Source organism: Variovorax sp. MHTC-1 (genome assembly GCF_003984645.1).
In the GTDB taxonomy this organism is placed as follows: Bacteria; Pseudomonadota; Gammaproteobacteria; order Burkholderiales; family Burkholderiaceae_C; genus Variovorax.
Window position 1 is genome coordinate 75,118 of record NZ_RWKI01000012.1, and the last position, 23,622, is coordinate 98,739.

The following is a 23,622-nucleotide window of genomic DNA, read 5'->3' on the forward strand; positions in this document are numbered from 1 at the left end:
GATTTCGCGAGCTTCGGCATGCGCCGCAATGTAACGCCGCACCGCCCCCTATGATCGGCGCGCACTCAACAAGGGACACGCGTGCTCAACGGCCTCTGGCTCGGCTTCTTTCTCGCGGCAGCGCTGGCCGCGCTTTCGCGCTGGCTCATCGGCGGCGACGCCGCCGTCTTCGCCGCCCTGGTCGAGAGCCTGTTCGCGATGGCCAAGCTTTCGGTCGAGGTGATGGTGCTGCTGTTCGGCACGCTCACGCTGTGGCTGGGATTCCTGCGCATCGCCGAAGCGGCCGGGCTGGTGGCCGCGCTCGCGCGCATGCTGGGGCCGCTGTTCCGGCGCCTCATGCCCGAGGTGCCCGCAGGCCATCCGGCGCTGGGCCTCATCACGATGAACTTCGCGGCCAATGCGCTGGGCCTGGACAACGCGGCCACCCCGATCGGCCTGAAGGCGATGCGCGAGCTGCAGACGCTCAACCCGAGCGCGACCACGGCGAGCAATGCGCAGATCCTGTTCCTGGTGCTCAACGCCTCCTCGCTGACACTGCTGCCCGTCAGCATCTTCATGTACCGCGCGCAGCAGGGCGCGGCGGATCCGACGCTGGTGTTCCTGCCGATCCTGATCGCGACCAGCGCATCGACGCTGGTCGGGCTGCTCTCGGTCGCCTTCGTGCAGCGACTCAGGCTGTGGGACCCGGTGGTGCTGGCCTACCTGCTGCCGGGCGCGCTGCTGCTCGGAGGCTTCATGGCGCTGCTGGCGACGCTCTCGTCGGCTGCGCTGGCTTCGCTGTCATCGCTGCTCGGCAACCTCACGCTGTTCGGCATCGTGGTCGCTTTCCTGCTGGCCGGCGCGCTCCGGCGCGTGAAGGTCTACGAATGCTTCATCGAAGGCGCGAAGGAAGGCTTCGACGTCGCGAAGAACCTGCTGCCCTACCTGGTCGCGATGCTGTGCGCGGTCGGCGTGCTGCGGGCCTCCGGCGCGCTCGACCTGGCGCTCGCAGGCATCCGCTGGCTGGTAGGCCTCACCGGCTGGGACGCGCGCTTCGTCGACGCGCTGCCCACCGCGCTGGTCAAGCCCTTCTCGGGCAGCGCGGCGCGCGCGATGCTGATCGAGACCATGCAGAGCCAGGGCGTGGACAGCTTCGCGGCGCGGGTCGCGGCCACCATCCAGGGCAGCACCGAGACCACCTTCTACGTACTGGCCGTGTACTTCGGGGCCGTGGGCATCCAGCGTGCGCGGCATGCGGTGGGGTGCGCACTGCTGGCGGAACTGGCCGGCGTGGTCGGCGCCATCGCCGTCGGCTACTGGTTCTTCGGCTGAAAGCTTGCGACAGCGACATCCGAGGCGATCGGCCAGAATAGGCCCTCACTTCCCCGCCTCCCCGTGACCGCACCCGCCCAGGCGCAACCGCCCTCCTTCACGTCCGACGAATTCCGCGATGCGCTCGGCATGTTCGCGACCGGCGTGACCATCGTCACGGCACGCGCCGCCGACGGCAGCCTGGTCGGCCTGACGGCCAACTCCTTCAACTCGGTGTCGCTCGACCCGCCGCTGGTGCTGTGGAGCCTGGCGCGCGGCGCGGCCTCGATGGCGGCTCTCAGCACCGGCTCGCACTACGCGATCAATATCCTGGCCGCCAGCCAGAAGGCGCTGGCCGAACGTTTTGCGACCAAGGACGTCGACCGCTGGGCCGACGTCGCCTTCAGCGAAGGCGTGGGCGGTGCGCCGATGCTGGTGGGCGCGGCTGCGAGCTTCGAGTGCTTCAACCGCAGCCGCTACGACGAAGGCGACCACGTGATTTTCGTCGGCGAGGTCGAGCGCTGCACGCACAACCCAGGCGCCTCGCCGCTGCTGTTCCACGGCGGGCGCTTCTACACCGAGCATCCGCTGTAGCGCAGGCCGCGCTCAGCGCCGCAGGCTGAGCTTGTAGCGGAAGGTGTCGGCGCGGTAGACCGCGATCTCCACATGCACCGGCCCGCCGCCGGCGGCGTGCACCAGCCGCTCGACCTGCAGCACCGGCGCGCCGGGCGCGAGCTGAAGCAGCTTCGCTTCCTGCGGCCGCGCCAGCCCGGCGCCGATCTCCAGCTGCGCCTCGCCGATTGCGAGGCCGCCTTCGTGCTCGAAGATCTCGATCAGGTCGCGCTGCGAGAAGTCCACGCGCGCCAGCTTCTCGCCCAGGAAGCGCGGCAGGTAGGAGTTGTTGACCGAGAGCGGCTCGCGGTCGAGATAGCGCAGCGTCTGCAGGTGGTACACCGTCTCGCCGGCCGCGAGCTGCAGCTGGCGCGCCACGGCAGCCGGCGCCTTCACTTCGCGCCACGCGAGCCGCTTGCTGCTGACTGCGTGCTGCTCCAGCGCCAGCGCCTCGTTCAGCCCCTGCAGGCGATTCAGGCTCTGCGCCGCCTTCGGATGGGACACGAAGGCACCTTTTCCGTGCAGCTTGACGATCAGGCCCTCGGCCTGCAGTGCCCCCAGGGCCTGCCGCACGGTGATGCGGCTCACGCCGTGCTCTGCAGTCAATTCCGATTCGGACGGCAGCTTGGCCCCCGGCGCGAGCCGGCCGTCGAGGATGCGCGCACGCAGCGCGTCGCGCAGCTGCGCATGCAGCGATTGCGGAAGTTCAGGCATTCGTCACCCTTGGATTGGATTTGGCATAGGGTTTGCATGGCTTGTTATAACTTGTCATAACAAGTAGTATCTCGCACTGTCTGGGTGCTTTTCTTTTCCGTTCATTCCATCGACCGAGGAAACGACCATGTCTGCAACCCGCGCCTTCCGTTCCGTCACCGCCGCGCTCGTGCTCGGCGCCAGCCTCGGTGCCGCCCAGGCCCAGGGCTACCCCGCCAAACCGATCTCGCTGATTGTGCCGTTCTCGGCCGGCGGCGGCGTCGACGCCACGGCGCGCCTCTTGACTGCCAAGCTCGGCGAGCTGCTCAAGCAGCCGGTGGTGATCGAGAACGTGGCCGGCGCGGCCGGCACCATCGGCACCCAGAAGGTCGCGCGCTCGCCGGCCGACGGCTACACGCTGCTGTTCGCGGTGGCCAGCCCGCTCAACGTCGCGCCGCTGGTCGCGCCCTCGGCCGTGCGCTACGACACCTTCAAGGATTTCGTGCCGGTGGCGACGGTCGGCACCTCGCCCTTCGTGCTGATCGGCAAGACGGCGCTGCCCGCGCGCACCGCGGGCGAACTCATCCAGCTCGCGAAGGCGCAGCCGGGCAAGCTCAACTTCGGCACCGACGGCGTCGGCACTTCGCTGCACGTCACGGCCGAGATGTTCAAGCAGCGTGCCGGCATCGACATCGTGCACGTGCCCTACAAGTCGGGGCCGCAGGTGCTGACCGACGTTGCCGGCGGCCAGGTCGATCTGGCGGTGCTTCCGCTCACGCTGGCGCAGCCTTTCATCAAGGACGGCAAGGTCAAGGCCTTCGGCGTCACCTCGCTGGCCCGCTCGCCCAGCGCGCCGGCGATCCCGGCGCTGGCCGAGACGCCGGAGCTCAAGGGCCTGGAGATGGATTCGTGGCTCGGCGTGCTGGCCCCGGCCGGCACCCCGGCCGCCGTGATCGCGGCCTGGGTGAGCGCGCTCGACGCCACCCTCAAGGACCCGGAGATCGCGCGCAAGCTCGGCGAGGTCGCGGTCAAGCCGCAGCTGATCGCCGGGCCGGCCTTCGCCGACTACCTGGCCAAGGAGCGCAAGACCATCGCCGGCGTGGTCCAGACCGCCGGCATCAAGGTCGAGTAGAGAGGGTGTCCCGATGCTGATGACGATGACCAGCGCCTGGATCGTGCTGCCGGCCGTGCTCCTGGCCGGCGGGCTGATCGGCGCCAGCGGCATCGGGGGCGTGCTGCTGGTGCCGGTGCTGACCCAGCTGGGCGCAGTGCCGCTGCCGCAGGCGATCGCCGCGGCATCGCTGGGCTTCGCGCTGCCCGCACTGGTCGTGCTCGGCCCGCTGCGCCGGGAGCGCGCTTTGGCCGCGCGCTGCGTGCCGCTGCTCGCGGGCGCGCTCGCAGGCGCGGCCGCCGGGGCGCTGATGCTGCGCTGGCTGCCGGCCGGCCTCCTCATGTCCGGCGTGACGGCATTGGTGCTTTTCGCGGGCTGGCGCGGCTTGATGGCGGCATCGAACCCGGCGCCCGCATCCGCGGCAGCGCTCGGCACCACGGCCCTGCTCGCACTGGGCGCGCTGGTCGGGCTCAGCTCGGCACTCACCGGCACCGGCGGGCCGGTGCTGGTGATCCCGCTGCTGATGCTGCTGCGCCAGCCGCTCGCCTTCGCGGTGGTCGCGGCGCAGGCCATCCAGTTGCCCGTGGCGCTGGCGAGCAGCACGGTGCATGCGATCGAAGGCCGGCTCGATCTTTCACTTGCGCTGCTTTGCGGCGTGTTGATGCTGGCGGGCTCGATCGCGGGGCAGCGTGCCGCGGCCCTGCTCGACGTGCGCCAGATGCAGCGCATGGTGTCCCTGCTGCTGCTGGCCGTGGGCGCCTGGTTCGCCTGGCTGCTGCTCACCTGACATCACTCGGAGCGATCATGCTGACTCCCGACCTTTTCGACTCGCGCCAGGCGCTGCTGCTGGCCCCCGAATGGCTGATGCTGCCCGAGGGCCCGCGACAGGACATGGCCGTGCTGGTGCGCGACGGCCGCTTCGCACAGGTGGGCCGCCTGGCCGAGGTGCGCGCGGCGCATCCGGCGCTGGCGCCGATCGCATTGCCCCAGCGGCTCCTGATGCCGGGCCTGGTCGACACCCACACCCACCTGACCCAGTCCTTCGGCAAGGCGCTCGCCTTCGGCGAACCTTCGGAGATCTTCCGCCGCATTTGGGTGCCGATGGAATCGATGCTCGATGCCGATGCGGCCTACCTCGCCGCCAAGCTCTCGGCGCTCGAGTCGCTGCGCGGCGGCTTCACGACAGTGGTCGATGCGGGCACCCGCTCGGAGGCCGGCCTCGATGCCGTGGCGAGCGCGGCACGCGACACCGGCATCCGCTGCGTGCTCGGCATGATCTGCAACGACGCGGGCCTCGAGGGCGACGAGGCCGGCACCCAGCGCATCCTCGACGCGGCAGCGACCTTCCTGGCCCGGCTCGAACACGATGCGCTGGTGCATCCCTCGCTCGCGATCTCGATCCCGGAGGCCGCGACCGATCGCATGCTGCACGACGTGGCCTTGCTCACGCGAGAAAGCGGCCACCGCTTCCAGACGCACGTGAACGAACACCTGGCTGCGGTCGAACGCTCGCTGGTCGCGCGCGGCCTGCGCCCGCTCGAACTGCTGCATGCCTGCGGCGCGCTCAACGCATCGGCCCTGCTCGCGCATGCCACGCTGCTGACGCCGCGCGAAGTGGGCCTCCTGCGCGACAGCGGCGCTGCCGTCGCCTACAACCCGGTGGCGAGCCAATGGAAAGGCAACGCGGTGCTCGACGCCGGCCTGCTCGCCATGCTGGGCGTGCCCTTCGGCCTCGGCACCGACGGCACGCGCGCCGACGGCTTCCGGCTGATGGACGCCGCCGAGGCCACGCAGCGCCTGACGCACGGCCTGGCCAACGGCGACTCCTCCTGCGGCGGCGGCTGGCTGTGGCTCGACCACGCCACGCACCGCGGTGCGGAGGCCGCGGGCCTGGGCGGCGTCACGGGCCGCATCGCGAGCGGCCTGGCCGCCGATTTCCTGCTGCTCGACCTCGACGTGCCGGAGTTCGTGCCGAGCTGGGACCTCACATGGGAGCTGGTGCGCTTCGCGAACCGCGACCAGATCGAGGCGGTGTTCGTCAATGGCGCGCTGCGCCTGTGGAAGGGCTGGCCCACCGACTGGGACGCGCGTGCGCTGATGGGTGAAGTGGCCGCCGTTGCGCGCCGCGATGTCCAGCGCGCGCCGATCCAACGCGTGCATCCGATCACCGATCTTCATCGCGCCGGACAACAGCTCACCGGCGGCGCCTGAAGGATTCGCGCAGGCGGGCTACGATCGGCGGATGCTTTCCGCCTGCGTCGCGACGCGCCGGTGGCGCCGTCGTCGGGGGTGCGAGCGCCTGAGCCGTGGTGCCCCGGCGCTGGGTCTGCCTGCAGGATTGCGTGCCCTCCTATGCGATAGCCCGCCCTGAACAGAGACGAATCCCAGAAGAAAAGAATGATCGAAAGAAAGCACCACCTCGACAGCCGCGCCACCACGCTGCTGCTCGCCTGCTGCGCCTTCTGGGGACTGCAGCAGATCCTGATCAAGACCACGGTGACCGAGGTGCCGCCCTTGTGGCAGGCATCGATCCGCATGTCGGGCGCGGTCGTGCTGCTGTGGCTGTGGTGCCTGTGGCGCCACGTGCCGCTGTTCGAGCGCGACGGCACGCTCGCCGGCGGCCTGGTCGCCGGCTTGCTGTTCGCGGGCGAGTTCACCTGCATCTACATCGGGCTGCAGCACACCACCGCCTCGCGGCTCACCGTGTTCCTCTACACCTCGCCCTTCGTGGTGGCGCTGCTGCTGCCGCGCTTCGTGCCGGCCGAGCGGCTACGCGGCATCCAGTGGATCGGTCTCGCGATCGCCTTCGCCGGCGTGGTGCTGGCTTTCAGCGAGAGCTTCGGCCACAGCACTTCGGGCCAGCTGTTCGGCGATGCGCTCGCGCTCGCGGCCGGCGTGCTCTGGGGGCTGACGACGCTGGCGATCCGCACTACCCGGCTCGCCACCGCCAGCGCCGAGAAAACGCTCTTCTATCAAATCGCGGTCACCGCAGCGGTCTCGCCGCTGCTGTCGCTCGCGCTCGGCGAGCAGTGGGGCTTCTCGTACTCCACCTACGCCTGGTTCTCGATCTTCCTGCAAACCGCGATCGGCGCCTTCGCGAGCTACCTGGCCTGGATGTGGATGCTCCGACACTACCCGGCGACCCGCATCTCCTCCTTCACCTTTCTCACGCCGCTGTTCGCGCTGGTGTTCGGCGTGGTGCTGCTGAAGGAGCCGCTGACCTTGCAGCTGGTGCTGGCGCTGGCAGGCGTGGCGCTGGGGATCGTGCTCGTGAATCGGCGCGCAGGCGTGAAGGAAGTGCCTGAATTCGTGAGCCGCACATGAACTTCCAGCCCATCCTCGACGAGATCAATGCCGAGCTTCGCCCGCTGCTGGGCGCCGGCGGCACGGTGGCCAGCTACATCCCGGCGCTGGCGCGCGTGCCGGCGCAGCAGTTCGGCATCGCGCTGCGGACCTGCCAGGGGCAGGAGGCTTCGGCCGGCGATGCGGCCACGTCCTTCTCGATCCAGAGCATCTCCAAGCTCTTCACGCTCACGCTCGCAATGCGGCGCATGGGCGACGCGCTGTGGGAGCGTATCGGCCGCGAGCCCTCGGGCAACCCGTTCAACTCGCTGGTGCAGCTCGAGCATGAGCAGGGCAAGCCGCGCAATCCTTTCATCAATGCCGGCGCCATCGCCGTGGCCGACCGGCTCGTGAGCCAGGGCGACGCCAAGGCCGACATCCTCGAGCTGATGACAAGTCTCTGCGGCGAACCGATCGGCTTCGATGCCGAGGTCGCCGCCTCCGAGGCCGCAACCGGCTACCGCAACTACGCGCTCGCGAACTTCATGAAGAGCTTCGGCAAGCTCGACAACGACGTCGAGCCCGTGCTGGACATGTACTTCCACCAGTGCGCGATCCGCATGAGCTGCGTGCAGCTGGCGCGCGCCGCGGGCTTCCTGTGCCGCGACGGCGCGCACCCGCGCGACGGCGAGCCGGAGATCACGACCGAGCGCCACGCACGCCGCATCAACGCACTGATGCTGACCTGCGGCACCTACGACGCCGCCGGCGACGTCGCCTTCTCGATCGGCCTGCCGTGCAAGAGCGGCGTCGGCGGCGGAATCGTCGCGGTGGTGCCCGACCAGCTCACGCTGTGCGTCTGGTCGCCGGCGCTCGATGCCACGGGCAATTCGCTGCTGGGCATGAAGGCGCTCGAGCTCTTCGTTGCGCGCACCAGCCTTTCCATCTTCTGACCCACACCATGACAGAACAGACCACCCTCATTCAGGAAGCCACCCTCTGGAGCGACGAGCGCTGGACCGCGCGCGTGATCAAGAACGAGGACGACGACGGCTGGGCCGTCTCGATGACGCGTCACGGCGACCCCGAACCGGCACTGGTCGGGCCCTGGACCATGGGCCGCGACAAGAAGAATCCCAAGCCGCTCGATGCGCCGGCCTTCCACACGCTGGTCAAGACGGCCGCCGAAGTGCTGCGCCGGCACGAGCAGCAGCTGCATGCGCAGCTCAACAAGAGGGTGAGCGTCGGCGCCGGATCGGAGCGGATCCGCGTCTCGCTGCAGATCGTGCCGGACGAGGACAACCCGCATGCCCTGCTGCGCGCGCACGACGAGCTCGGCGCCGAGCTGGGCGAGGTGCGTGTGGCGCCTGGCTTCAGGCTCAACGCCGACAGCGCGGCGGCGTGGATCGAAGGCGGTTTCCAGAAGCCGCGCTGAGATAGAACCCGCTGCCGTTCGGGCTGAGCTCGTCGACGCCTTCGACAAGCTCAGGGCGAACGGGAGCCTACGCCTGGCTGAAGCGCGCGAGGATCTGCAGCACGCGCTCGGTCGCGCCGTCGAGCGTCGGCCGCGGCCGGTGCGCGATGCCGAGCCGGCGCACCAGGCGCGGGGAAAGCGGCAGGATCTGCAGCCGCTCGTTGAGCGGCGCGTCGGTGGTCTGCTGCAGCGGCAGCAACGCGGCGCCGTAGCCGGCGGCCACCAGGCTGCGGATTGCGGCGTCGTAGTTGAGCTCGATGCGCGCGCGCGGCGAGTGGCCGGCGGCGGCGAACCATTCCATCGTGAGCCGGTACATGTGCGTGGTGGCGTCGTTGAAGATCAGCGGCCGTTCCGCCAGCCACTGCGGCGTGGCCCGCTTCGGCGCCTTCCAGCGCTGCGGCACGAAGGCCATCATGGCCTGGCTGCGCCAGTGCGAGACCACCAGGTCGCGCAGCGGCGGCTGCGGCATCGCGACCAGGCCGATGTCGAGCGTGCCGGCCGCGAGCCGCGCCATCGCCTCGTTCGATCCGAGGATGCTGACCTCGACGTCGATCCCGGCGTGATGCTGCTCGAGCGCTTCGAGCACCTGCGGCAGCAGGTCGACCACCACGCCGGTGGAGGTGCCCAGGCGCACGCGGCCGACGCGGCCTTCGGCCTGGCGCCGCAGCACATCCACCGCTTCGTCGGCGTCGCGCAATAGGCGCCGCGCGCGCTCCACCAGCGCCGCGCCGGCCGCGGTGGGCGTGACACGCCGGCTGCCGCGCACCACCAGCGGTGCGCCGAGCCGCGACTCGAGCTCGCTGATGTGCAGGCTCACCGTCGGCTGCGCGAGGTGCAGCGCCTGCGCGGCGGCCGAGAAGGTGCCCAGGTCGACGATAGACACCAGGGTGCGGAGTTGGTCCAGGTTCAGCTGTCGCATCAGGAATCCTGATTGGTGACTTCAGAAATCTCAACTTCCACAATAGCATGCGGCGCCGCACCATCGCTGCATCTCAAGGAGAGATGCGATGGAACTCAAGATGAATCTGCCCGCAAAGGAGCCGATGCAAGCCTTTATCGGCTGGTTCGCGCGTGCGCTCGCCAGCCGCCGCGAGCGCCACCAGGCGCTGCAGCTCGCGACCATGAGCGAGCACGAATTGCTCGACCTCGGCATCGGACGCAGCGAAGTGCCGGCGCTGCTCGGCGGCCAGGCCGGCGCGCGCCGCGGGCGGACCTAGGCCGTGCCGTACCCACCGCCCGCCGGCGTTTCGATCACGAACACGTCGCCGGCCGCCATCTCGACCTGCGCGCTGTGGCCCAGCGCTTCGATGCGCCCGTCGGCGCGTTCGACCCGGTTGATGCCGACGGCCCCCGGGTGGCCGCCGGCCATGCCGAAGGCGCCGTGCTCGCGGCCGTTGCTGAGGATCGATGCGGTCATCGGCTCCAGGAAGCGGATCCTGCGCACGCCGCCGTCGCCGCCGCGCCAGCGGCCGGCGCCGCCGGAGTGGGCGCGGATCTCGTAGCTGTCGAGCCGCACCGGGTAGCGGAACTCCAGCACCTCGGGGTCGGTCAAGCGCGAATTGGTCATGTGGGTCTGCACGACGCTGGTGCCGTCGAAGCCCGAGCCGGCGCCCGAGCCGCCCGAAATGGTTTCGTAGTACTGGTGCTGCGCATTGCCGAAGGTGAAGTTGTTCATCGTGCACTGGCTGGCCGCCATCACGCCCAGTGCGCCGTACAGCGCGTTGGTCACGCAGCTCGAGGTCTCCACGTTGCCGGCGACCACGGCGGCCGGCGGCGTGGGGTTGAGCATGCAGCCTTCGGGCACGATCACGTGGATCGGTTTCAGGCAGCCGGCGTTGAGCGGAATGTCGTCGTCCACCAGCGTGCGGAACACGTAGAGCACGGCGGCCATGGTGATCGACTTGGGCGCGTTGAAGTTGTTCGTCAGCTGCGCGCTGGTGCCGCTGAAGTCGACCGTCGCGCTGCGCGCGGCGGTGTTCACGCGCACCCGCACTCGGATTTGCGCGCCGTTGTCCAGCGGCAGCGTGAACTCGCCGTCGGCGAGCGCGGTGATCACGCGGCGCACGGACTCCTCGGCGTTGTCCTGCACATGCTGCATGTAGGCGGCCACGGTGGCGCGGCCGTACTGCGCGACCATCGCCTGGAGCTCCTGCACGCCCTTCTCGTTGGCGGCGATCTGGGCGCGCAGGTCGGCCAGGTTCTGCCCGATGTTGCGGGAGGGATGGGCGCCGCCGGCCAGCAGCGCGCGCAGTTCTTCCTCGCGCAGCAGGCCCTGGTCGACCAGCTTGAAGTTGTCGATCAAGACGCCCTCGTCCGCGATGGTGGCGGAGAACGGCGGCATCGAGCCCGGCGTGATGCCGCCGACGTCGGCGTGGTGGCCGCGCGAGGCGACATGGAACGACGGCTTGGCGTCATCCGGTTCGAGATAGACCGGCGTGACGACCGTGATGTCGGGCAGGTGCGTGCCGCCGTGGTAGGGGTCGTTGAGCACGTACACGTCGCCCGGCCGCATCCCCGGGTTGCCGTCGATCACGGTCTTGATCGATTCGCTCATCGAGCCCAGGTGCACCGGCATGTGGGGCGCATTGGCGATCAGGTTGCCGGTGGCATCGAACAGCGCGCACGAGAAGTCGAGGCGCTCCTTGATGTTGACCGAGTAGGCCGTGTTCTGCAGCCTGAGGCCCATCTGCTCGGCGATGTTCATGAACAGGTTGTTGAACACCTCCAGCATCACCGGGTCGGCCTCGGTGCCCACGGCCCGGGCGGAGACGCGCGGTGCAATGCGCTTGAGCTCGACGCCGCAGCCGGTGATGCGTGCCTGCCAGCCCGGCTCGACCACGGTGGTGGCATTCTTTTCGGCCAGGATCGCGGGGCCGTCGATGCGCGCGCCCGGGGCCAGCGACTCGCCGAGATGGAGGGCCGCCTGGCGCCAGCCGGCCGGCTGCTCGTCGGCCTGGCAATACATCGAGACCCGGCCGGCCGGCTCCGGCCGATGGTCTTCGGCCGCAGCGGCCTGCGCCGATGCGCTGCGCTCGCCGGCAACGACTGCCTCGACCGACACGGCTTCGATCACCAGCGCGCGATCGGGCATCAGGAAGGCGAAGCGCCGCCGGTAGGCCTGCGCGAACTCGTCGCTGATCGCGGCGATGGCCTCGTCGGGCGTCGTCCCGAGCGGCAGCGTGCAAGGCAGCGCCGTGTCGGTGCCCTCGTAGCGCAGCTGCACGCGATGAAAGCTGTCGATGCCGGCGCGGATGACGCCCTGCGCCGCCAGCTCGTCCTCGGCCTCGGCACGCAGGCGCTCGGCAGTCTCGACCGCCGCCGCAAAGCCCGCGGCGTCGAGCTGGCGCTCCACCGCCGCCTCGCGCATCGCGATCTGGTCGGCCAGTCCCATGCCGTAGGCCGACAGCACGCCGGCGAACGGATGCGCGTAGATGGTGCCCATGCCCAGCGCGTCGGCCACCAGGCAGGCATGCTGGCCGCCGGCGCCGCCGAAGCATTGCAGCGTGTAGTGCGTGACGTCGTAGCCGCGCGCCACCGAGATGCGCTTGATTGCATTGGCCATGCTGGCCACCGCAATCTGCAAGGCGCCGCTGGCCACCTCTTCGGCGTTGACGCTGCGGCCCGTGGCATCGCTCATCTCTTTGGCCATGGCTTCGAAGCGCTGCCTCGCCGCCTCGCGGTCCAGCGCCTCGTCGGCCGCCGGCCCGAACACCTTCGGAAACCAGGCCGGCTGGATCTTGCCGAGCAGCACGTTGGCATCGGTGGTGGCGAGCGGCCCGCCGCGCCGGTAGCTCGCGGGCCCCGGGTTGGCGCCGGCCGACTCCGGCCCGACGCGCAGGCGCGCGCCGTCGAAGTGGATCACCGAGCCGCCGCCGGCCGCCACCGTGTGGATGCTCATCATCGGCGCGCGCATGCGCACGCCGGCCACCTGGGTTTCGAAGGCGCGCTCGAACTCGCCGGCATAGTGGGACACATCGGTCGAGGTACCGCCCATGTCGAAGCCGATCACCTTCTCGTGACCGGCCTGCACGGCCGTGCGCACCATGCCGACGATCCCGCCGGCCGGGCCGGAAAGAATCGCGTCCTTGCCCTGGAAGCGCCGCGCCTGCGTGAGGCCGCCCGAGCTCTGCATGAAGAACAGGCGCACGCCCGGCATCTGCGCCGCCACCTGGTCGACATAGCGGCGCAGGATGGGCGAGAGGTAGGCATCGACCACCGTGGTGTCGCCGCGCGGCACCAGCTTCATCAGCGGGCTGGTCTTGTGCGATGCCGAGACCTGCGTGAAGCCGATGGCGCGCGCGATCCGCTCGGCCGCGAGTTCGTGCGCGGTGTAGCGCCAGCCGTGCATGAAGACGATGGCGCAGGCGCGAATGCCGGCGTCGAAGGCGGCCTGCAACGCATCGCGCAGCGCCGCTTCGTCGAGCGCCTGCACCACATCGCCCTGGGCCCCGATACGTTCCTTCCCCTCGACCACGCGCTCGTACAGCAGCTCGGGCAGCACGATGTGGCGGTCGAACAGGCGCGGGCGCGCCTGGGTGGCGATGCGCAGCGCGTCGCGAAAGCCGCGCGTGGTGACCAGCACCGTGCGGTCGCCCTTGCGCTCCAAGAGCGCGTTGGTCGCGACCGTGGTGCCCATCTTCACGCACTCGACGCGATCGGACGTGATCAGCTCGCCGGCTTTCAGCCCGAGCAGCCGGCGGATGCCTTCGACGGCCGCGTCGCGGTAGTGCTCCGGGTTTTCCGAGAGCATCTTGAGGGTGTGCAGCGTGCCGTCGGGCGCGCGGCCCACCAGGTCGGTGAAGGTGCCGCCGCGGTCGATCCAGAACTGCCAGAGTGGGCTTGCTTGCTTATTCATTGCGGTGGAGAGGAAGAGGAGGACGACGTGGGCGGCAAGGCGCTACTTCGCGACGCCCATCACGTAGTCGGGCAGCCAGGTAACGATGCCCGGGAACAGCGTGATGAGCGCGATGCACAGCACCAGGCAGCCGAAGAAGGGCAGCGCGGCCTTGGCGATGAGGTTGCTGTCCTTGCCGGTCATGTTCTGCAGCACGAACAGGTTGAAGCCCACCGGCGGCGTGACCTCTGCGATCTCGACCAAGAGCACGACGAAGATGCCGAACCACACGAGGTCGAAGCCGGCCTTCTGCACCATCGGCAGCACCACGGCGGCCGTGAGCACGATCATGCTGATGCCGTCGAGCGCGGTGCCGAGCACCAGGTACACCACCACCAGCGCAGCGATCAGCGCCGTCGGCGACAGGTGCATAGCATCGACCCACAGCGCCAGCTCGCGCGGGATGCCGGTGAAGGCCATGGTCTTGGTCAGGAAGGCGGCGCCGGCCAGGATGAACATGATCATGCAGCTGGTGCGGGCCGCGCCCATCAGGCCTTCGCCGAAGTTGCGCCAGGTGAGCGACCGGCTCCACAAGGCCAGCGCCAGCGCGCCGACCACGCCATAGGCCGCGCATTCGGTCGCCGTGGCCCAGCCGGCCACGAGTGCCCAGCAGATGAACACGATCAGCGCGCCGCAGGGAATCAGGTTGCGGGAGCGGCGCAGCTTCTCGACGAAGCCGAGCGCGGGTTCGGCCGGCGGCATGCGCTTCGGATTGCGCAGCGCCCACCACATGATGTAGCCCGAGAACAGGGCCATCAGCACCAAGCCGGGCAGGAAGCCGGCGAGGAAGACGCGGATGATCGAGGCGTCGGCCGCCACCGCGTACACCACCATGGTGATGGAGGGCGGAATCAGGATGCCCAGCGTGCCGGCAGTGGCGAGCGAACCGAGCGCCGTCTTCTCGTCGTAGCCGCGCTTCTGGAGCTCCGGCAGCGCCACCTTGGCGATGGTGGCGCAGGTCGCGGCCGAGGAGCCCGAGACCGAGCCGAAGATGCCGCAGCCCAGGATGGTGGTGTGCATCAGCCGGCCCGGCACGCGGCCGAGCCAGGGTGCCAGGCCCTCGAACATTTCTTCGCTGAGCCTGGTGCGAAACAGGATCTCGCCCATCCAGATGAAGAGCGGCAGCGCGGCGAGCTCCCAGCTCGCGTTGCTTTCCCAGAAGGCCGAGAACAGGTTCAGGCCCGGCTGGGTCGAGGCGAAGAAGGCCTGGCCGACCCAGCCACAGATGGCCAGCGTCATCGCAATCCACACGCCGCCAGAGAGCAGCATCAGCATCACCAGCAGCAGCACGCCGCCGACCATCAGGATGTCCATGATTCGGGCCTCAGGTCAAAGGTCGGAAGAGAAGTCGCCCTGCGCATGGCGTTCCTCGACCAGTCGCACGAAGGTCGGGACGCCGCCGCGCAGCACGATGACGAATTCGTCGACGACTGCGAGCACCAGCAGCAGCGCGCCCAGCGCGAAGCTCAGCTGCGGGATCCAGATCGGCAACGGGAGCAGGCCTTGCGCCACTTCGTTGAAGGCCCAGCTCTCGTAGGTGAACCTGCAGGCCCACCAGGCCAAGTAGGCGGTGGCCGGCGTCGCGATGCCCAGCGAAAGCAGCTCCAGCACGCGGCGTGCGCCGGGCCCGAGCTTTTCGAGCAGCAGGGTCACGCGCACGAAGTCGCCGTGCTTGAAGGCATGCGCCATGGTCAGGAAGGCCGCCGCCGCGCACAGCCAGGCCACCACGTCGGTGATCGCGCCGGTGGCGACGTCGAACTGGCGCCCCAGGCTCTGCACCACCATCAGCAGGCAGATCAGCGCCACGCAGCCGGCGCCGAGCACGCCGGCACCCAGATACAGCCCGTCAAGCAGGCGGCGCAGCGTGGAAGCGCTGACCGAAGGAAGGGTGCCGATGTCGGAAGGCAGGCGCACTGCCCCCTCCACCGTGGCACCCGGTGCCGGTGTTTGCATGGGATGTCTCCGGTGGGGGATTTACTTCTTGTAGGCGTCCACGATGGCCTTGCCATCGGCGCCGGCGACGCGCAGCCAGTCCTCGGTCATGCGCGCGCCGACAAGCTTGAGTTCCTGCTTGAGGACTTCGCTGGTGGCGTCGATCTTCATGCCCTTGGCAGCCAGCTGCTTGATGTATTCGCCGTCCTTCTCCTCGCTGATGCGCCAGCCGCGCTGCTCGGCCGCGGCAGCCTGCTTGAGCACGGCCTCCTGCGTGGCCCTGTCGAGCGTGTCGAAGGCCTTCTGGTTCACCACCACCGCGTTGCGCGGCAGCCATGCGTTGACGTCGTAGAAGTACTTGGCCTGCTCGTAGAGCTTGCTGTCCACGCCGCTGGCACTCGAAGTCAGGAAGTTGTCGACGCCGCCGGTGGCCAGCGCCGCGCTGAGCTCGGCCAGCTGGATCGTGACCGGCTGCGCGCCGACCGATTGCGCGATGGCCGAGGTGGCCGGGTTGTAGGCGCGCATCTTGGTGCCCTTCAGGTCCTTGGTCGAGGCCACCGGCTTGATGGAGTACAGGCCCTGCGGCGGCCACGGCACGGCGTATAGCAGCTTCAGGCCCTGGGCCGCGAGCGTGTTGCTCAGGTAGGGCTGGGACACCTCGTGCAGGCGCCTCGCTTCGGCATAGCTGGTGGCCAGGAAGGGAACCGAATCGAGCCCGAACATCGGCGCCTCGTTGGCCGCGCTGGACAGGATGAACTCGCCGATCGGGGTTTGCGCCGACTGGACGGCGCGCTTGATCTCGTTGGCCTTGAACAGCGAGGCGTTGGGGTGCACCGCGATCTTGAGCTTGCCGGCGGTGGCCTTGTCCACCTCGTCGGCGAACTGCTGCAGGTTCTGCACCTGGTAGGTGTTGGCGCCGTAGCCGGACGGCAGGTCCCATTTGGTCTGGGCCGTGGCGCCGGCAGCAGCGAGCGCAGCCACGAGGGCGGCAGAGAGGCGAATCTTCATGGGAGTCTCCTTGTCGTAGTGATGAAGCTCAGCAGCGACCCAGCTGCCGGTTGAGAAGGTCGGTCACCAGCATGGCGCCCGGTGCGTGGGTGATGCAGAAGGCGGGCCTGGCCTGTGCGACGGCCGCCTGCGGGGTCACGCCGCAGGCCCAGAACACGGGGATCTCGCCGGCACGGATCTCGACCGCATCGCCGTAGTCGGGGCGCGCCAGGTCGGCGATGCCGATGGCGGCCGGGTCGCCCAGGTGCACCGGGGCGCCATGGACCTCGGGCATGCGCGAGCTGATCTGCACCGCGCGGATCGCATCGGCGGCCCCGAGCGGCCGCATCGTCACCACCATCGGTCCGTGGAAGGCGCCGGCGCGCGCCGTCTGGATATTCGTGCGGTACATCGCGACGTTGCGGCCCTCGTCGACATGGCGCAGCCGGATGCCGTCGGCCAGGAGCGCATGCTCGAAGGAAAACGAGCATCCGATCACGAAGCTCACGAGGTCGTCGCGCCACAGCGTGCGGATGTCGGTGGGCTGCTCGACCAGCTCGCCCGAGCGCCAGACGCGGTAGGCCGGCACGTCGGTGCGGATGTCGAGCTCCGCGCCGAGGCACGGCAGCATCGGATCGCCGGGCTCGGACACCGCCAGCAGCGGGCAGGGCTTGGGGTTGCGCTGGCAGTAGCGCAGGAAATCGCCGGCCAGCGCCTCCGGCAGGATCACCACGTTGCCCTGCACGTACTCGCGCGCCAGGCCGCTGGTGTGCGTGGCCAGCGCGCCGCTGCGCGCCGCGCGGCGCACGCTCAGCGCATCGGAGGCGGCATCGAGGGCCGGCGGGGCATTCGTGTTGGCTGTGGGTTCTGCGGGCATCGTGCATCCTCGTAAAGGCTTTCGTGTGTGAAAGCTCCGTGACGGGACGCATTGTGGAAATTAACGCGCGCCAACTCCAACGCAAAATTTCTTGCTCAGCTCATCGATTTTTTGTGTGAACCAGTTTTGGGCGATGCGAACTGCAAGGCCGAGGCCAGCGCCGCCTCGGTCAGGTGCGAGGTCGGGTCTTCGCGATAGCTCGCATGGATCGGCAGCGGCGCCGGTGCGGTGTCGCACTTCAGCACGCGCAGCGGCAAGCGCAGCGCCAGATGCTCGGCCGCGGCCCGGGGCAAGGTGGCGATGCCGAAGCCGGCCTCGACCAGCTGCGCCATGGCCGAGATCGACGAGATCGCGTGCACGCGCGGCGTCTCCAGGCCGGCGCGCCTGAACAGATCCAGCAGCGCCACATGAGGCTGCGAGCCGCGCTGGAAGGTCAGCAGGTCGAAGCCGAACAGGTCCTGCAGCTTGTAGAGCCGCCGCGGGTGCAGCACCTGGTGCCCGACGAAGCTCATCTCCATGGTGGGCAGCGCATGCGTGCTCACGCCCTCGCCGCTGGCAGGCAGCGCGGCGAACACCAGGTCCTGCTTGCCGCGCTGCAGCTGGTCGACCAGCACCGGCGTGGTTTCCACCGTGAGCTCCAGCTCGAAGTCCGGATGCGTGGCCTGCATGTGCTTGAGCCAGTCGGTCAGCCAGGTGTGGACCACCGACTCGATCGCACCGATGCGCAGCACCTGCGCGCGTACGGTGCCCGATCCCATCTCGGACTTGATCTGCTGCTGCATTTCCAGAAGCCGCTGCGCCAGGCGGTGGAAGCGCTGGCCGGCGACCGTGAGGCGGAACTGCTTGTCGCGCCGGTCCAGCAGCAGCACGCCGAGCTCGCGTTCCAGCGCGGCGATGCGGCTGGACAGCGCGGATTGCGTGAGGTGCAGCTTCTCGGCCGCGCGCGTCACGCTCTTGAGTGCCACGGCCCAATGGAAAGCTTCGACGAAGCGCAGGTTCATGGGGCCATTCTCTCCCGCGAGGCGTCCGGCCAGCGCGCTGCAGACCCCGCGCCAGGTCGACGGCCTTGAGCACGCCGGTGCAGCGTGGCACGATCGCGCCGGTGAGCAGCAGACCCGCCCCAGCGCAGTACCTGAGCGACCTCGCGCGGCTGCGCCGCGTTCGCGACCGGATCGACCGGGAGTACGCGCAGCCGCTGGACGTCGAGGCGCTCGCCCGCGGCGTGAACATGTCGGCCGGGCACCTCAGCCGCCAGTTCCGGCTCGCCTACGGCGAGCCGCCGTACGCCTATCTGATGACGCGGCGCATCGAGCGCGCGATGGCGCTGCTGCGTCGTGGCGACCTCAGCGTCACCGAGGTCTGCTTCGAGGTCGGCTGCGCGTCGCTGGGCACCTTCAGTACGCGCTTCGCCGAGCTGGTCGGCGTGCCGCCCAGCACCTATCGGAGTCAGAGAGAGCCTGAGACCGCAGGGATCCCGTCGTGCGTGGCGAAACAGATCACCAGGCCGATCAGGAATCGAGAAGCGCCGATCACCGACCCGCCCATAGACTGATCGCCTGGACATCAACCCGACCGGAATGACCCCCATGGACCTCAGCATTCACACAAGCTTCCTCCCGCACGACGATCCCGACCCTCGCTGGCCTTCTATCGCGACACCCTTGGCTTCGAGGTCCGAAAGGACGTCGCGTACGGCGGAATGCGCTGGATCACGGTCGGCCCCGCCGGCCAGCCCGACACCTGCATCGTCCTGACGCCACCGGCTGCTGCCCCCGGGCTCACCGATGACGAGCGCCGCACCATCGCCGAGATGATGGCCAAGGGCACCTACGCCATGATCATCCTGGCCAGCGCCGACCTCGACGGCACCTTCGAGCGCCTGCAGGCCAGCGGCGCCGAGGTCATCCAGGAGCCGATCGACCAGCCGTACGGCGTGCGCGACTGTGCCTTCCGGGATCCCGCCGGCAACCACATCCGGATCAACGAAGTGGGCCGAGCGAAGACACGATGAGCAAGGCCCCGAGGAAGGACACGCAGTCGCCTGCGCCGCACGCCGCCGACCGCCACGATCTGATCCGCGTGCACGGCGCGCGCGTCAACAACCTCAAGGACATCAGCGTCGAGCTCCCGAAGCGCCGGCTGACGGTGTTCACCGGCGTCTCCGGCTCGGGCAAGAGCTCGCTGGTGTTCGGCACCATCGCCGCCGAGTCGCAGCGGCTGATCAACGAGACCTACAGCGCCTTCGTGCAGGGCTTCATGCCGACGCTGGCGCGGCCCGAGGTCGACGTGCTCGACGGGCTGACCACCGCGATCATCGTCGACCAGGAACGGATGGGCGCCAACCCGCGCTCCACCGTCGGCACCGCCACCGACGCCAACGCGATGCTGCGCATCCTCTTCAGCCGGCTGGGGAAGCCGCACATCGGCTCGCCCAACGCGTTCTCCTTCAACGTCCCCTCGGTGCGAGCGAGCGGCGCGATCACGGTCGAACGCGGCGAGGGCAAGACCAGGACCGTGAAACAGACCTTCACCCGCACCGGCGGCATGTGTCCGCGCTGCGAGGGCATGGGCAACGTGAACGACATCGACCTGTCGCAGCTGTACGACGACAACAAGTCGCTCAACGAGGGCGCGCTCACGATCCCCGGCTACAGCATGGACGGCTGGTACGGCCGCATATTCAACGGCTGCGGCTTCTTCGACCCGGACAAGCCGATCCGCAAATTCACGAAGAGGGAGCTGCAGGATCTCCTCTACAAGGAGCCGACCAAGATCAAGGTCGACGGCATCAACCTGACGTACGAGGGGCTGATCCCGAAGATCCAGAAGTCCTTCCTGTCCAAGGACGTCGACGCGCTGCAGCCGCACATCCGCGCCTTCGTGGAGCGTGCGATGACCTTCCGTACCTGTCCCGACTGCGGCGGCACGCGTCTCGCCGAGCCTGCGCGGTCCTCCAGGATCAAGGGGATCAACATTGCCGATGCGTGCGCGATGCAGATCAGCGACCTCGCCGGATGGGTCCGCGGCCTCGACGAGAAGTCGGTCGCGCCGCTGGTCGCGGTATTGCTGCGGACCCTCGACTCGTTCGTCGAGATCGGGCTGGGCTACCTCTCGCTCGACCGGCCGTCGGGCACCTTGTCGGGCGGGGAGGCGCAGCGCACCAAGATGATCCGCCACCTCGGCTCCTCGCTCACCGACGTCACCTACGTCTTCGACGAGCCCACCATCGGCCTGCACCCGCATGACGTCCAGCGGATGAACGACCTGCTGCTGCAGCTGCGCGACAAGGGCAACACGGTGCTCGTCGTCGAGCACGAGCCGGAGACGATCGCGATCGCCGACCACGTCATCGACCTCGGACCCGGCGCAGGCACGGCGGGCGGCACCATCTGCTTCGAGGGCACCGTCGAAGCGCTGCGGGCCAGCCGCACCACCACCGGCCGCCACCTCGACGACCGGACCGCCCTGAAAGAGACGGTGCGCCCGCCCACCGGCCGGCTTTCGATCCGCGGCGCGACGACGCACAACCTGCAGCGCGTCGACGTCGACATCCCGCTCGGCGTGCTGGTCGTGGTCACCGGCGTCGCGGGCTCCGGCAAGAGCTCGCTCGTGGAAGGGTCGATCCCCGCCTCGGCGGGCGTGGTGTCGGTCGACCAGACGCCGATCCGCGGCTCCCGACGGAGCAACCCGGCGACATACACCGGGCTGCTCGAGCCGATCCGCAAGGCGTTCGCGAAAGCCAACGACGTGAAGCCGGCGCTGTTCAGCGCCAACTCCGAGGGCGCCTGCCCCACCTGCAACGGCGCCGGCGTCATCTACACCGACCTGGCGACGATGGCCGGCGTCGCCACCCCCTGCGAGGACTGCGAGGGCAAGCGCTTCGAGGCCTCGGTGCTGAAATACAAGCTGGGTGGCCGCGACATCAGCGAGGTGCTCGCGATGTCGGTGACCGAGGCCGAGAAGTTCTTCGGCGCAGGCAAGGCGCACACGCCGGCCGCGCAGGCCATCCTCGAGCGGCTCGCCGGCGTGGGCTTGAGCTACCTTAGCCTCGGCCAGCCGCTCACCACGCTGTCCGGCGGCGAGCGGCAGCGGCTCAAGCTGGCCACCTACATGGCCGAGAAAGGCGGCGTCTACATCCTCGACGAGCCGACCACAGGCCTGCACCTGGCCGACGTCGCGCAGCTGCTCGGCCTGCTCGACCGGCTCGTCGACGCCGGCAAGTCGGTCATCGTCATCGAGCACCACCAGGCGGTCATGGCGCATGCCGACTGGATCATCGACCTCGGCCCCGGCGCCGGCCACGACGGCGGCCGGATCGTCTTCGAGGGAACGCCCGCCGAGCTGGTTGCCGCCCGTTCGACCCTCACCGGCGAGCACCTCGCGGCTTATGTCGGCGCCTGACCGCCGGACTTGAACCAGCGCCCGCCCGGCGCAGGCCTCAGCGCGGCACGCGCTGGCGCGTCGACGCCCGTACCACCAGCTCGGGCCGCAGCACGACTGTGGAGGCCGATAGCGCCTTGCCCTCGATCTCGTCGAACAGCATCTCGGCCGCGCGCCAGCCGAGCTCGCGGTGCGGCAGGCGGATGGTGGTGAGCGGCGGATCGACCATGTCGACCAGCGGCATGTCGTTGTGGCCGGTGATCGAGATGTCCTGCGGCACGCGCAGGCCCTGCGCGCGCAGCAGGTCGTAGGCGCCCAGCGCCACCAGGTCGTTGCAGCAGACCACGGCTTCGGGCCGATCGTTCTGCGCCAGCAGCTGCGCCATGGCCTTGCGGCCGGCCTCGCGGCTGTAGCTCTCGCATTCCGCCACGCAAGCGAGCTCGAGGCCGCGATCGCGCAGCGCCTGTTCCACGCCCTGCCGGCGCGCGACGCCGGTCGGCACGTTCTGCGGCCCGGCCAGGTGCGCGATGCGGCGATGCCCCAGGGACGCCAGGTGGTCGACCGCCAGCTTCATCGCCAGCCGGTCGTCGCTGACCACCGCAGGCAGTCGCCCGCTCTCGTCGGCGCGGTTCACCAGCACGGTGTGCATGCCGGCCTTCTTGAGGAAATCGACCAGCGGATCGTCGCGCGTGGCGATCGCCATCACCAGCCCGTCGACCTGCTGCGCCAGCATGCGCTCGACCACCGGCCGCGCGAGCGCGTGGTCCATCACGTTGGTCACGAACACGAAGTAGCCGCGTGCCGCGGCGCTGGCCTCGATGCCCTGCAGGATGGGCGGGAACACCGGGTTGGTGATGTCCGGCACCAGCACGCCGATGGTGTGGGTGCGGCCGGTGCGCAGGGCCGAGGCCGCGCGGTTGGGCCGGTAGCCCAGGCGCTGCGCCGCCTCTTCCACCACGCGCAGCACCTCCTCGCTGATCAGCGCGCGCTTGTCCGGATTGAGCGCGCGCGAAACGGTCGAGACATGCACGCCGGCGGCCTGCGCGACATCGCGGATCGTGACCGGGGAAGACGGTGGTGGGCTCATTTACTGCAAACGATTGATCTTGGCGAGAACACAGAGTATCGCCTTGATTTCATTGGGGGCTCTCGCAAAGCCCAGTCTTGCGCGGAAATTTTTCCTGGCCATAATGTGCAAACGTTTGCAAAGAAAGATGCGCCCCATGAACATCGTGACTACCCCCGAGTCGGTACTTCAGATCGCCACAGCCGCGATGGCTCGCACGCCCGACGAGCGCCTGCGCACCGTGATGGCCGCGCTCACCCGCCACCTGCACGCCTTCGTCCGGGAAGTGCGCCTCACCGAAGAGGAGTTCGAGCAGGCGCTCGAATTCATCGTCGGCATCGGCCAAGCCACCGGCGAGAAGAAGAACGAAGTGGTGCTGGCCGCCGATCTGCTGGGCGTCTCCACGCTGGTCGCGCTGCAGAACAACCAGGACCCGCAGGGCGAATCGCCCGCCGCGCTGCTCGGCCCCTTCTGGCGCGCCAATGCACCGCTGTGTCGGGCCGGCGAGTCGATCGCGCGCTCCGACACGCCGGGGGTTCCGCTCGAGGTGCGCGGCGTGGTGCGCGACGCCGAGGGCCGGCCGCTCGCCGGCGCCATCGTCGACGCCTGGCAGGCCTCGCCCGTGGGCCTGTACGAGAACCAGGACCCGGCGCAGGACGACATGAACCTGCGCGGCCGCTTCGAGACCGATGCCGAAGGCCGCTACCACTTCCGCACGGTGCGCCCGGCCGGCTATCCGGTGCCGACCGACGGGCCCTGCGGCGACTTGCTGCGCGCGCAGCAGCGCCATCCCAACCGGCCTGCACACCTGCACTTCATGGTCAGCAAGCCGGGCCACAAGGTGCTGATCACCCAGGTCTTTGCCGATGACGACCAGAACCTCGAGAGCGATCCGGTGTTCGGCGTCACGCGCAAGCTCATCGGCTGCTTCGAGCCCGAGGGCGACGGACAGCAGGCCACGCTGCAGCACGACTTCGTGCTCGAACCCGGGGAGATGAAGTTTCCCCGTCCTCCCATTCCCTGA

22 protein-coding genes are annotated in these 23,622 nt (G+C 69.3%); 13 read left to right on the forward strand and 9 right to left on the reverse strand.

The window, feature by feature from the left end:
• The first annotated feature begins 81 nt into the window (after positions 1-81).
• Together EJI01_RS19470 and EJI01_RS19475 are read left to right on the forward strand one after the other, a co-directional pair.
• Positions 82-1,311 carry a nucleoside recognition domain-containing protein gene (locus tag EJI01_RS19470; protein WP_126838779.1) on the forward strand — a complete coding sequence of 410 codons (1,230 nt, stop codon included), beginning with the start codon at positions 82-84 and terminating at the stop codon, positions 1,309-1,311.
• A gap of 63 nt (positions 1,312-1,374) precedes the next feature.
• On the forward strand, positions 1,375-1,884 hold the full coding sequence (locus EJI01_RS19475) for a flavin reductase family protein (protein ID WP_126838780.1): 510 nt from the start codon (positions 1,375-1,377) through the stop codon (positions 1,882-1,884).
• Positions 1,885-1,896: 12 nt separating this feature from the next.
• Here EJI01_RS19475 and EJI01_RS19480 read toward each other — a convergent pair whose 3' ends face one another.
• Positions 1,897-2,616 (reverse strand): GntR family transcriptional regulator, encoded by a 720-nt coding sequence (locus EJI01_RS19480; RefSeq protein ID WP_126838781.1) that lies wholly within the window; start codon positions 2,614-2,616, stop codon positions 1,897-1,899.
• Between the two features lie 127 nt (positions 2,617-2,743).
• On the opposite strand from EJI01_RS19480, the gene EJI01_RS19485 reads away from it, so the two are divergent.
• From EJI01_RS19485 to EJI01_RS19510, 6 genes are all read left to right on the forward strand, one after another.
• A complete protein-coding gene (locus EJI01_RS19485; RefSeq protein WP_126838782.1) occupies positions 2,744-3,727 on the forward strand; it encodes a Bug family tripartite tricarboxylate transporter substrate binding protein in 984 nt (327 codons plus the stop codon).
• Positions 3,728-3,740: 13 nt separating this feature from the next.
• Positions 3,741-4,493: a sulfite exporter TauE/SafE family protein gene (locus EJI01_RS19490; RefSeq protein WP_260602522.1), complete on the forward strand. Its 753-nt coding sequence runs from the start codon at positions 3,741-3,743 to the stop codon at positions 4,491-4,493.
• A gap of 17 nt (positions 4,494-4,510) precedes the next feature.
• Positions 4,511-5,917 carry an amidohydrolase family protein gene (locus EJI01_RS19495; RefSeq protein WP_126838783.1) on the forward strand — a complete coding sequence of 469 codons (1,407 nt, stop codon included), beginning with the start codon at positions 4,511-4,513 and terminating at the stop codon, positions 5,915-5,917.
• Between the two features lie 186 nt (positions 5,918-6,103).
• Complete coding sequence (locus EJI01_RS19500) at positions 6,104-7,030, forward strand: DMT family transporter (protein ID WP_126838784.1); 927 nt, start codon at positions 6,104-6,106, stop codon at positions 7,028-7,030.
• On the forward strand, positions 7,027-7,941 hold the full coding sequence (locus EJI01_RS19505; protein WP_126838785.1) for a glutaminase: 915 nt from the start codon (positions 7,027-7,029) through the stop codon (positions 7,939-7,941). Before EJI01_RS19500 ends, EJI01_RS19505 begins: the two co-directional genes overlap by 4 nt.
• A gap of 8 nt (positions 7,942-7,949) precedes the next feature.
• Positions 7,950-8,423, forward strand: coding sequence for a hypothetical protein (locus tag EJI01_RS19510; RefSeq protein WP_126838786.1), 474 nt, complete (start codon positions 7,950-7,952; stop codon positions 8,421-8,423).
• Between the two features lie 67 nt (positions 8,424-8,490).
• Here the strand turns inward: EJI01_RS19510 and EJI01_RS19515 are convergent, their stop codons facing one another.
• Complete coding sequence (locus tag EJI01_RS19515) at positions 8,491-9,381, reverse strand: LysR family transcriptional regulator (RefSeq protein WP_126838787.1); 891 nt, start codon at positions 9,379-9,381, stop codon at positions 8,491-8,493.
• A gap of 88 nt (positions 9,382-9,469) precedes the next feature.
• On the opposite strand from EJI01_RS19515, the gene EJI01_RS19520 reads away from it, so the two are divergent.
• A complete protein-coding gene (locus tag EJI01_RS19520) occupies positions 9,470-9,679 on the forward strand; it encodes a DUF1127 domain-containing protein (protein ID WP_126838788.1) in 210 nt (69 codons plus the stop codon).
• Here EJI01_RS19520 and EJI01_RS19525 read toward each other — a convergent pair.
• The 6 genes from EJI01_RS19525 to EJI01_RS19550 form a co-directional block, all read right to left on the reverse strand.
• Positions 9,676-13,317: a hydantoinase B/oxoprolinase family protein gene (locus EJI01_RS19525; RefSeq protein ID WP_126838789.1), complete on the reverse strand. Its 3,642-nt coding sequence runs from the start codon at positions 13,315-13,317 to the stop codon at positions 9,676-9,678. The two genes, EJI01_RS19520 and EJI01_RS19525, sit on opposite strands and share 4 nt — an antisense overlap.
• 42 nt (positions 13,318-13,359) lie before the next feature.
• Complete coding sequence (locus EJI01_RS19530; RefSeq protein ID WP_185878979.1) at positions 13,360-14,670, reverse strand: TRAP transporter large permease; 1,311 nt, start codon at positions 14,668-14,670, stop codon at positions 13,360-13,362.
• A 15-nt stretch (positions 14,671-14,685) separates the two neighbouring features.
• Positions 14,686-15,219, reverse strand: coding sequence for a TRAP transporter small permease subunit (locus tag EJI01_RS19535; RefSeq protein ID WP_126838832.1), 534 nt, complete (start codon positions 15,217-15,219; stop codon positions 14,686-14,688).
• A gap of 111 nt (positions 15,220-15,330) precedes the next feature.
• Positions 15,331-16,296: a TRAP transporter substrate-binding protein gene (locus tag EJI01_RS19540; RefSeq protein WP_126838790.1), complete on the reverse strand. Its 966-nt coding sequence runs from the start codon at positions 16,294-16,296 to the stop codon at positions 15,331-15,333.
• Positions 16,297-16,324: 28 nt separating this feature from the next.
• Positions 16,325-17,152, reverse strand: coding sequence for a putative hydro-lyase (locus EJI01_RS19545; protein ID WP_126838791.1), 828 nt, complete (start codon positions 17,150-17,152; stop codon positions 16,325-16,327).
• Positions 17,153-17,247: 95 nt separating this feature from the next.
• Positions 17,248-18,153, reverse strand: coding sequence for a LysR family transcriptional regulator (locus tag EJI01_RS19550; protein WP_093104436.1), 906 nt, complete (start codon positions 18,151-18,153; stop codon positions 17,248-17,250).
• 65 nt (positions 18,154-18,218) lie between these two features.
• Here EJI01_RS19550 and EJI01_RS19555 point away from each other — a divergent pair, with 65 nt between their 5' ends.
• The 3 genes from EJI01_RS19555 to EJI01_RS19565 all read left to right on the forward strand — a co-directional run bounded on the left by EJI01_RS19555 (position 18,219) and on the right by EJI01_RS19565 (position 21,553).
• On the forward strand, positions 18,219-18,704 hold the full coding sequence (locus tag EJI01_RS19555; RefSeq protein ID WP_409513969.1) for a helix-turn-helix transcriptional regulator: 486 nt from the start codon (positions 18,219-18,221) through the stop codon (positions 18,702-18,704).
• Between the two features lie 87 nt (positions 18,705-18,791).
• Positions 18,792-19,163 (forward strand): VOC family protein, encoded by a 372-nt coding sequence (locus EJI01_RS19560; protein WP_260602528.1) that lies wholly within the window; start codon positions 18,792-18,794, stop codon positions 19,161-19,163.
• Positions 19,160-21,553 carry an ATP-binding cassette domain-containing protein gene (locus EJI01_RS19565; protein WP_126838792.1) on the forward strand — a complete coding sequence of 798 codons (2,394 nt, stop codon included), beginning with the start codon at positions 19,160-19,162 and terminating at the stop codon, positions 21,551-21,553. The genes EJI01_RS19560 and EJI01_RS19565 overlap by 4 nt, the downstream gene beginning before the upstream one ends.
• 37 nt (positions 21,554-21,590) lie before the next feature.
• On the opposite strand, the gene EJI01_RS19570 is transcribed toward EJI01_RS19565, so the two are convergent.
• Positions 21,591-22,619 carry a LacI family DNA-binding transcriptional regulator gene (locus EJI01_RS19570; RefSeq protein WP_126838793.1) on the reverse strand — a complete coding sequence of 343 codons (1,029 nt, stop codon included), beginning with the start codon at positions 22,617-22,619 and terminating at the stop codon, positions 21,591-21,593.
• 136 nt (positions 22,620-22,755) lie between these two features.
• On the opposite strand from EJI01_RS19570, the gene EJI01_RS19575 reads away from it, so the two are divergent.
• Positions 22,756-23,622, forward strand: coding sequence for a dioxygenase (locus tag EJI01_RS19575; protein ID WP_126838794.1), 867 nt, complete (start codon positions 22,756-22,758; stop codon positions 23,620-23,622).

Coding starts and splice junctions, on each gene's coding strand:
- EJI01_RS19530 (WP_185878979.1), bottom strand. CDS start 14,670: ATGGACATCCTGATGGTCGGCGGCGTGCTGCTGCTGGTGATGCTGATG.
- EJI01_RS19550 (WP_093104436.1), bottom strand. CDS start 18,153: ATGAACCTGCGCTTCGTCGAAGCTTTCCATTGGGCCGTGGCACTCAAG.
- EJI01_RS19520 (WP_126838788.1), top strand. CDS start 9,470: ATGGAACTCAAGATGAATCTGCCCGCAAAGGAGCCGATGCAAGCCTTT.
- EJI01_RS19485 (WP_126838782.1), top strand. CDS start 2,744: ATGTCTGCAACCCGCGCCTTCCGTTCCGTCACCGCCGCGCTCGTGCTC.
- EJI01_RS19570 (WP_126838793.1), bottom strand. CDS start 22,619: ATGAGCCCACCACCGTCTTCCCCGGTCACGATCCGCGATGTCGCGCAG.
- EJI01_RS19505 (WP_126838785.1), top strand. CDS start 7,027: ATGAACTTCCAGCCCATCCTCGACGAGATCAATGCCGAGCTTCGCCCG.
- EJI01_RS19490 (WP_260602522.1), top strand. CDS start 3,741: ATGCTGATGACGATGACCAGCGCCTGGATCGTGCTGCCGGCCGTGCTC.
- EJI01_RS19525 (WP_126838789.1), bottom strand. CDS start 13,317: ATGAATAAGCAAGCAAGCCCACTCTGGCAGTTCTGGATCGACCGCGGC.
- EJI01_RS19500 (WP_126838784.1), top strand. CDS start 6,104: ATGATCGAAAGAAAGCACCACCTCGACAGCCGCGCCACCACGCTGCTG.
- EJI01_RS19480 (WP_126838781.1), bottom strand. CDS start 2,616: ATGCCTGAACTTCCGCAATCGCTGCATGCGCAGCTGCGCGACGCGCTG.
- EJI01_RS19510 (WP_126838786.1), top strand. CDS start 7,950: ATGACAGAACAGACCACCCTCATTCAGGAAGCCACCCTCTGGAGCGAC.
- EJI01_RS19565 (WP_126838792.1), top strand. CDS start 19,160: ATGAGCAAGGCCCCGAGGAAGGACACGCAGTCGCCTGCGCCGCACGCC.
- EJI01_RS19540 (WP_126838790.1), bottom strand. CDS start 16,296: ATGAAGATTCGCCTCTCTGCCGCCCTCGTGGCTGCGCTCGCTGCTGCC.
- EJI01_RS19515 (WP_126838787.1), bottom strand. CDS start 9,381: ATGCGACAGCTGAACCTGGACCAACTCCGCACCCTGGTGTCTATCGTC.
- EJI01_RS19575 (WP_126838794.1), top strand. CDS start 22,756: ATGAACATCGTGACTACCCCCGAGTCGGTACTTCAGATCGCCACAGCC.
- EJI01_RS19495 (WP_126838783.1), top strand. CDS start 4,511: ATGCTGACTCCCGACCTTTTCGACTCGCGCCAGGCGCTGCTGCTGGCC.
- EJI01_RS19545 (WP_126838791.1), bottom strand. CDS start 17,152: ATGCCCGCAGAACCCACAGCCAACACGAATGCCCCGCCGGCCCTCGAT.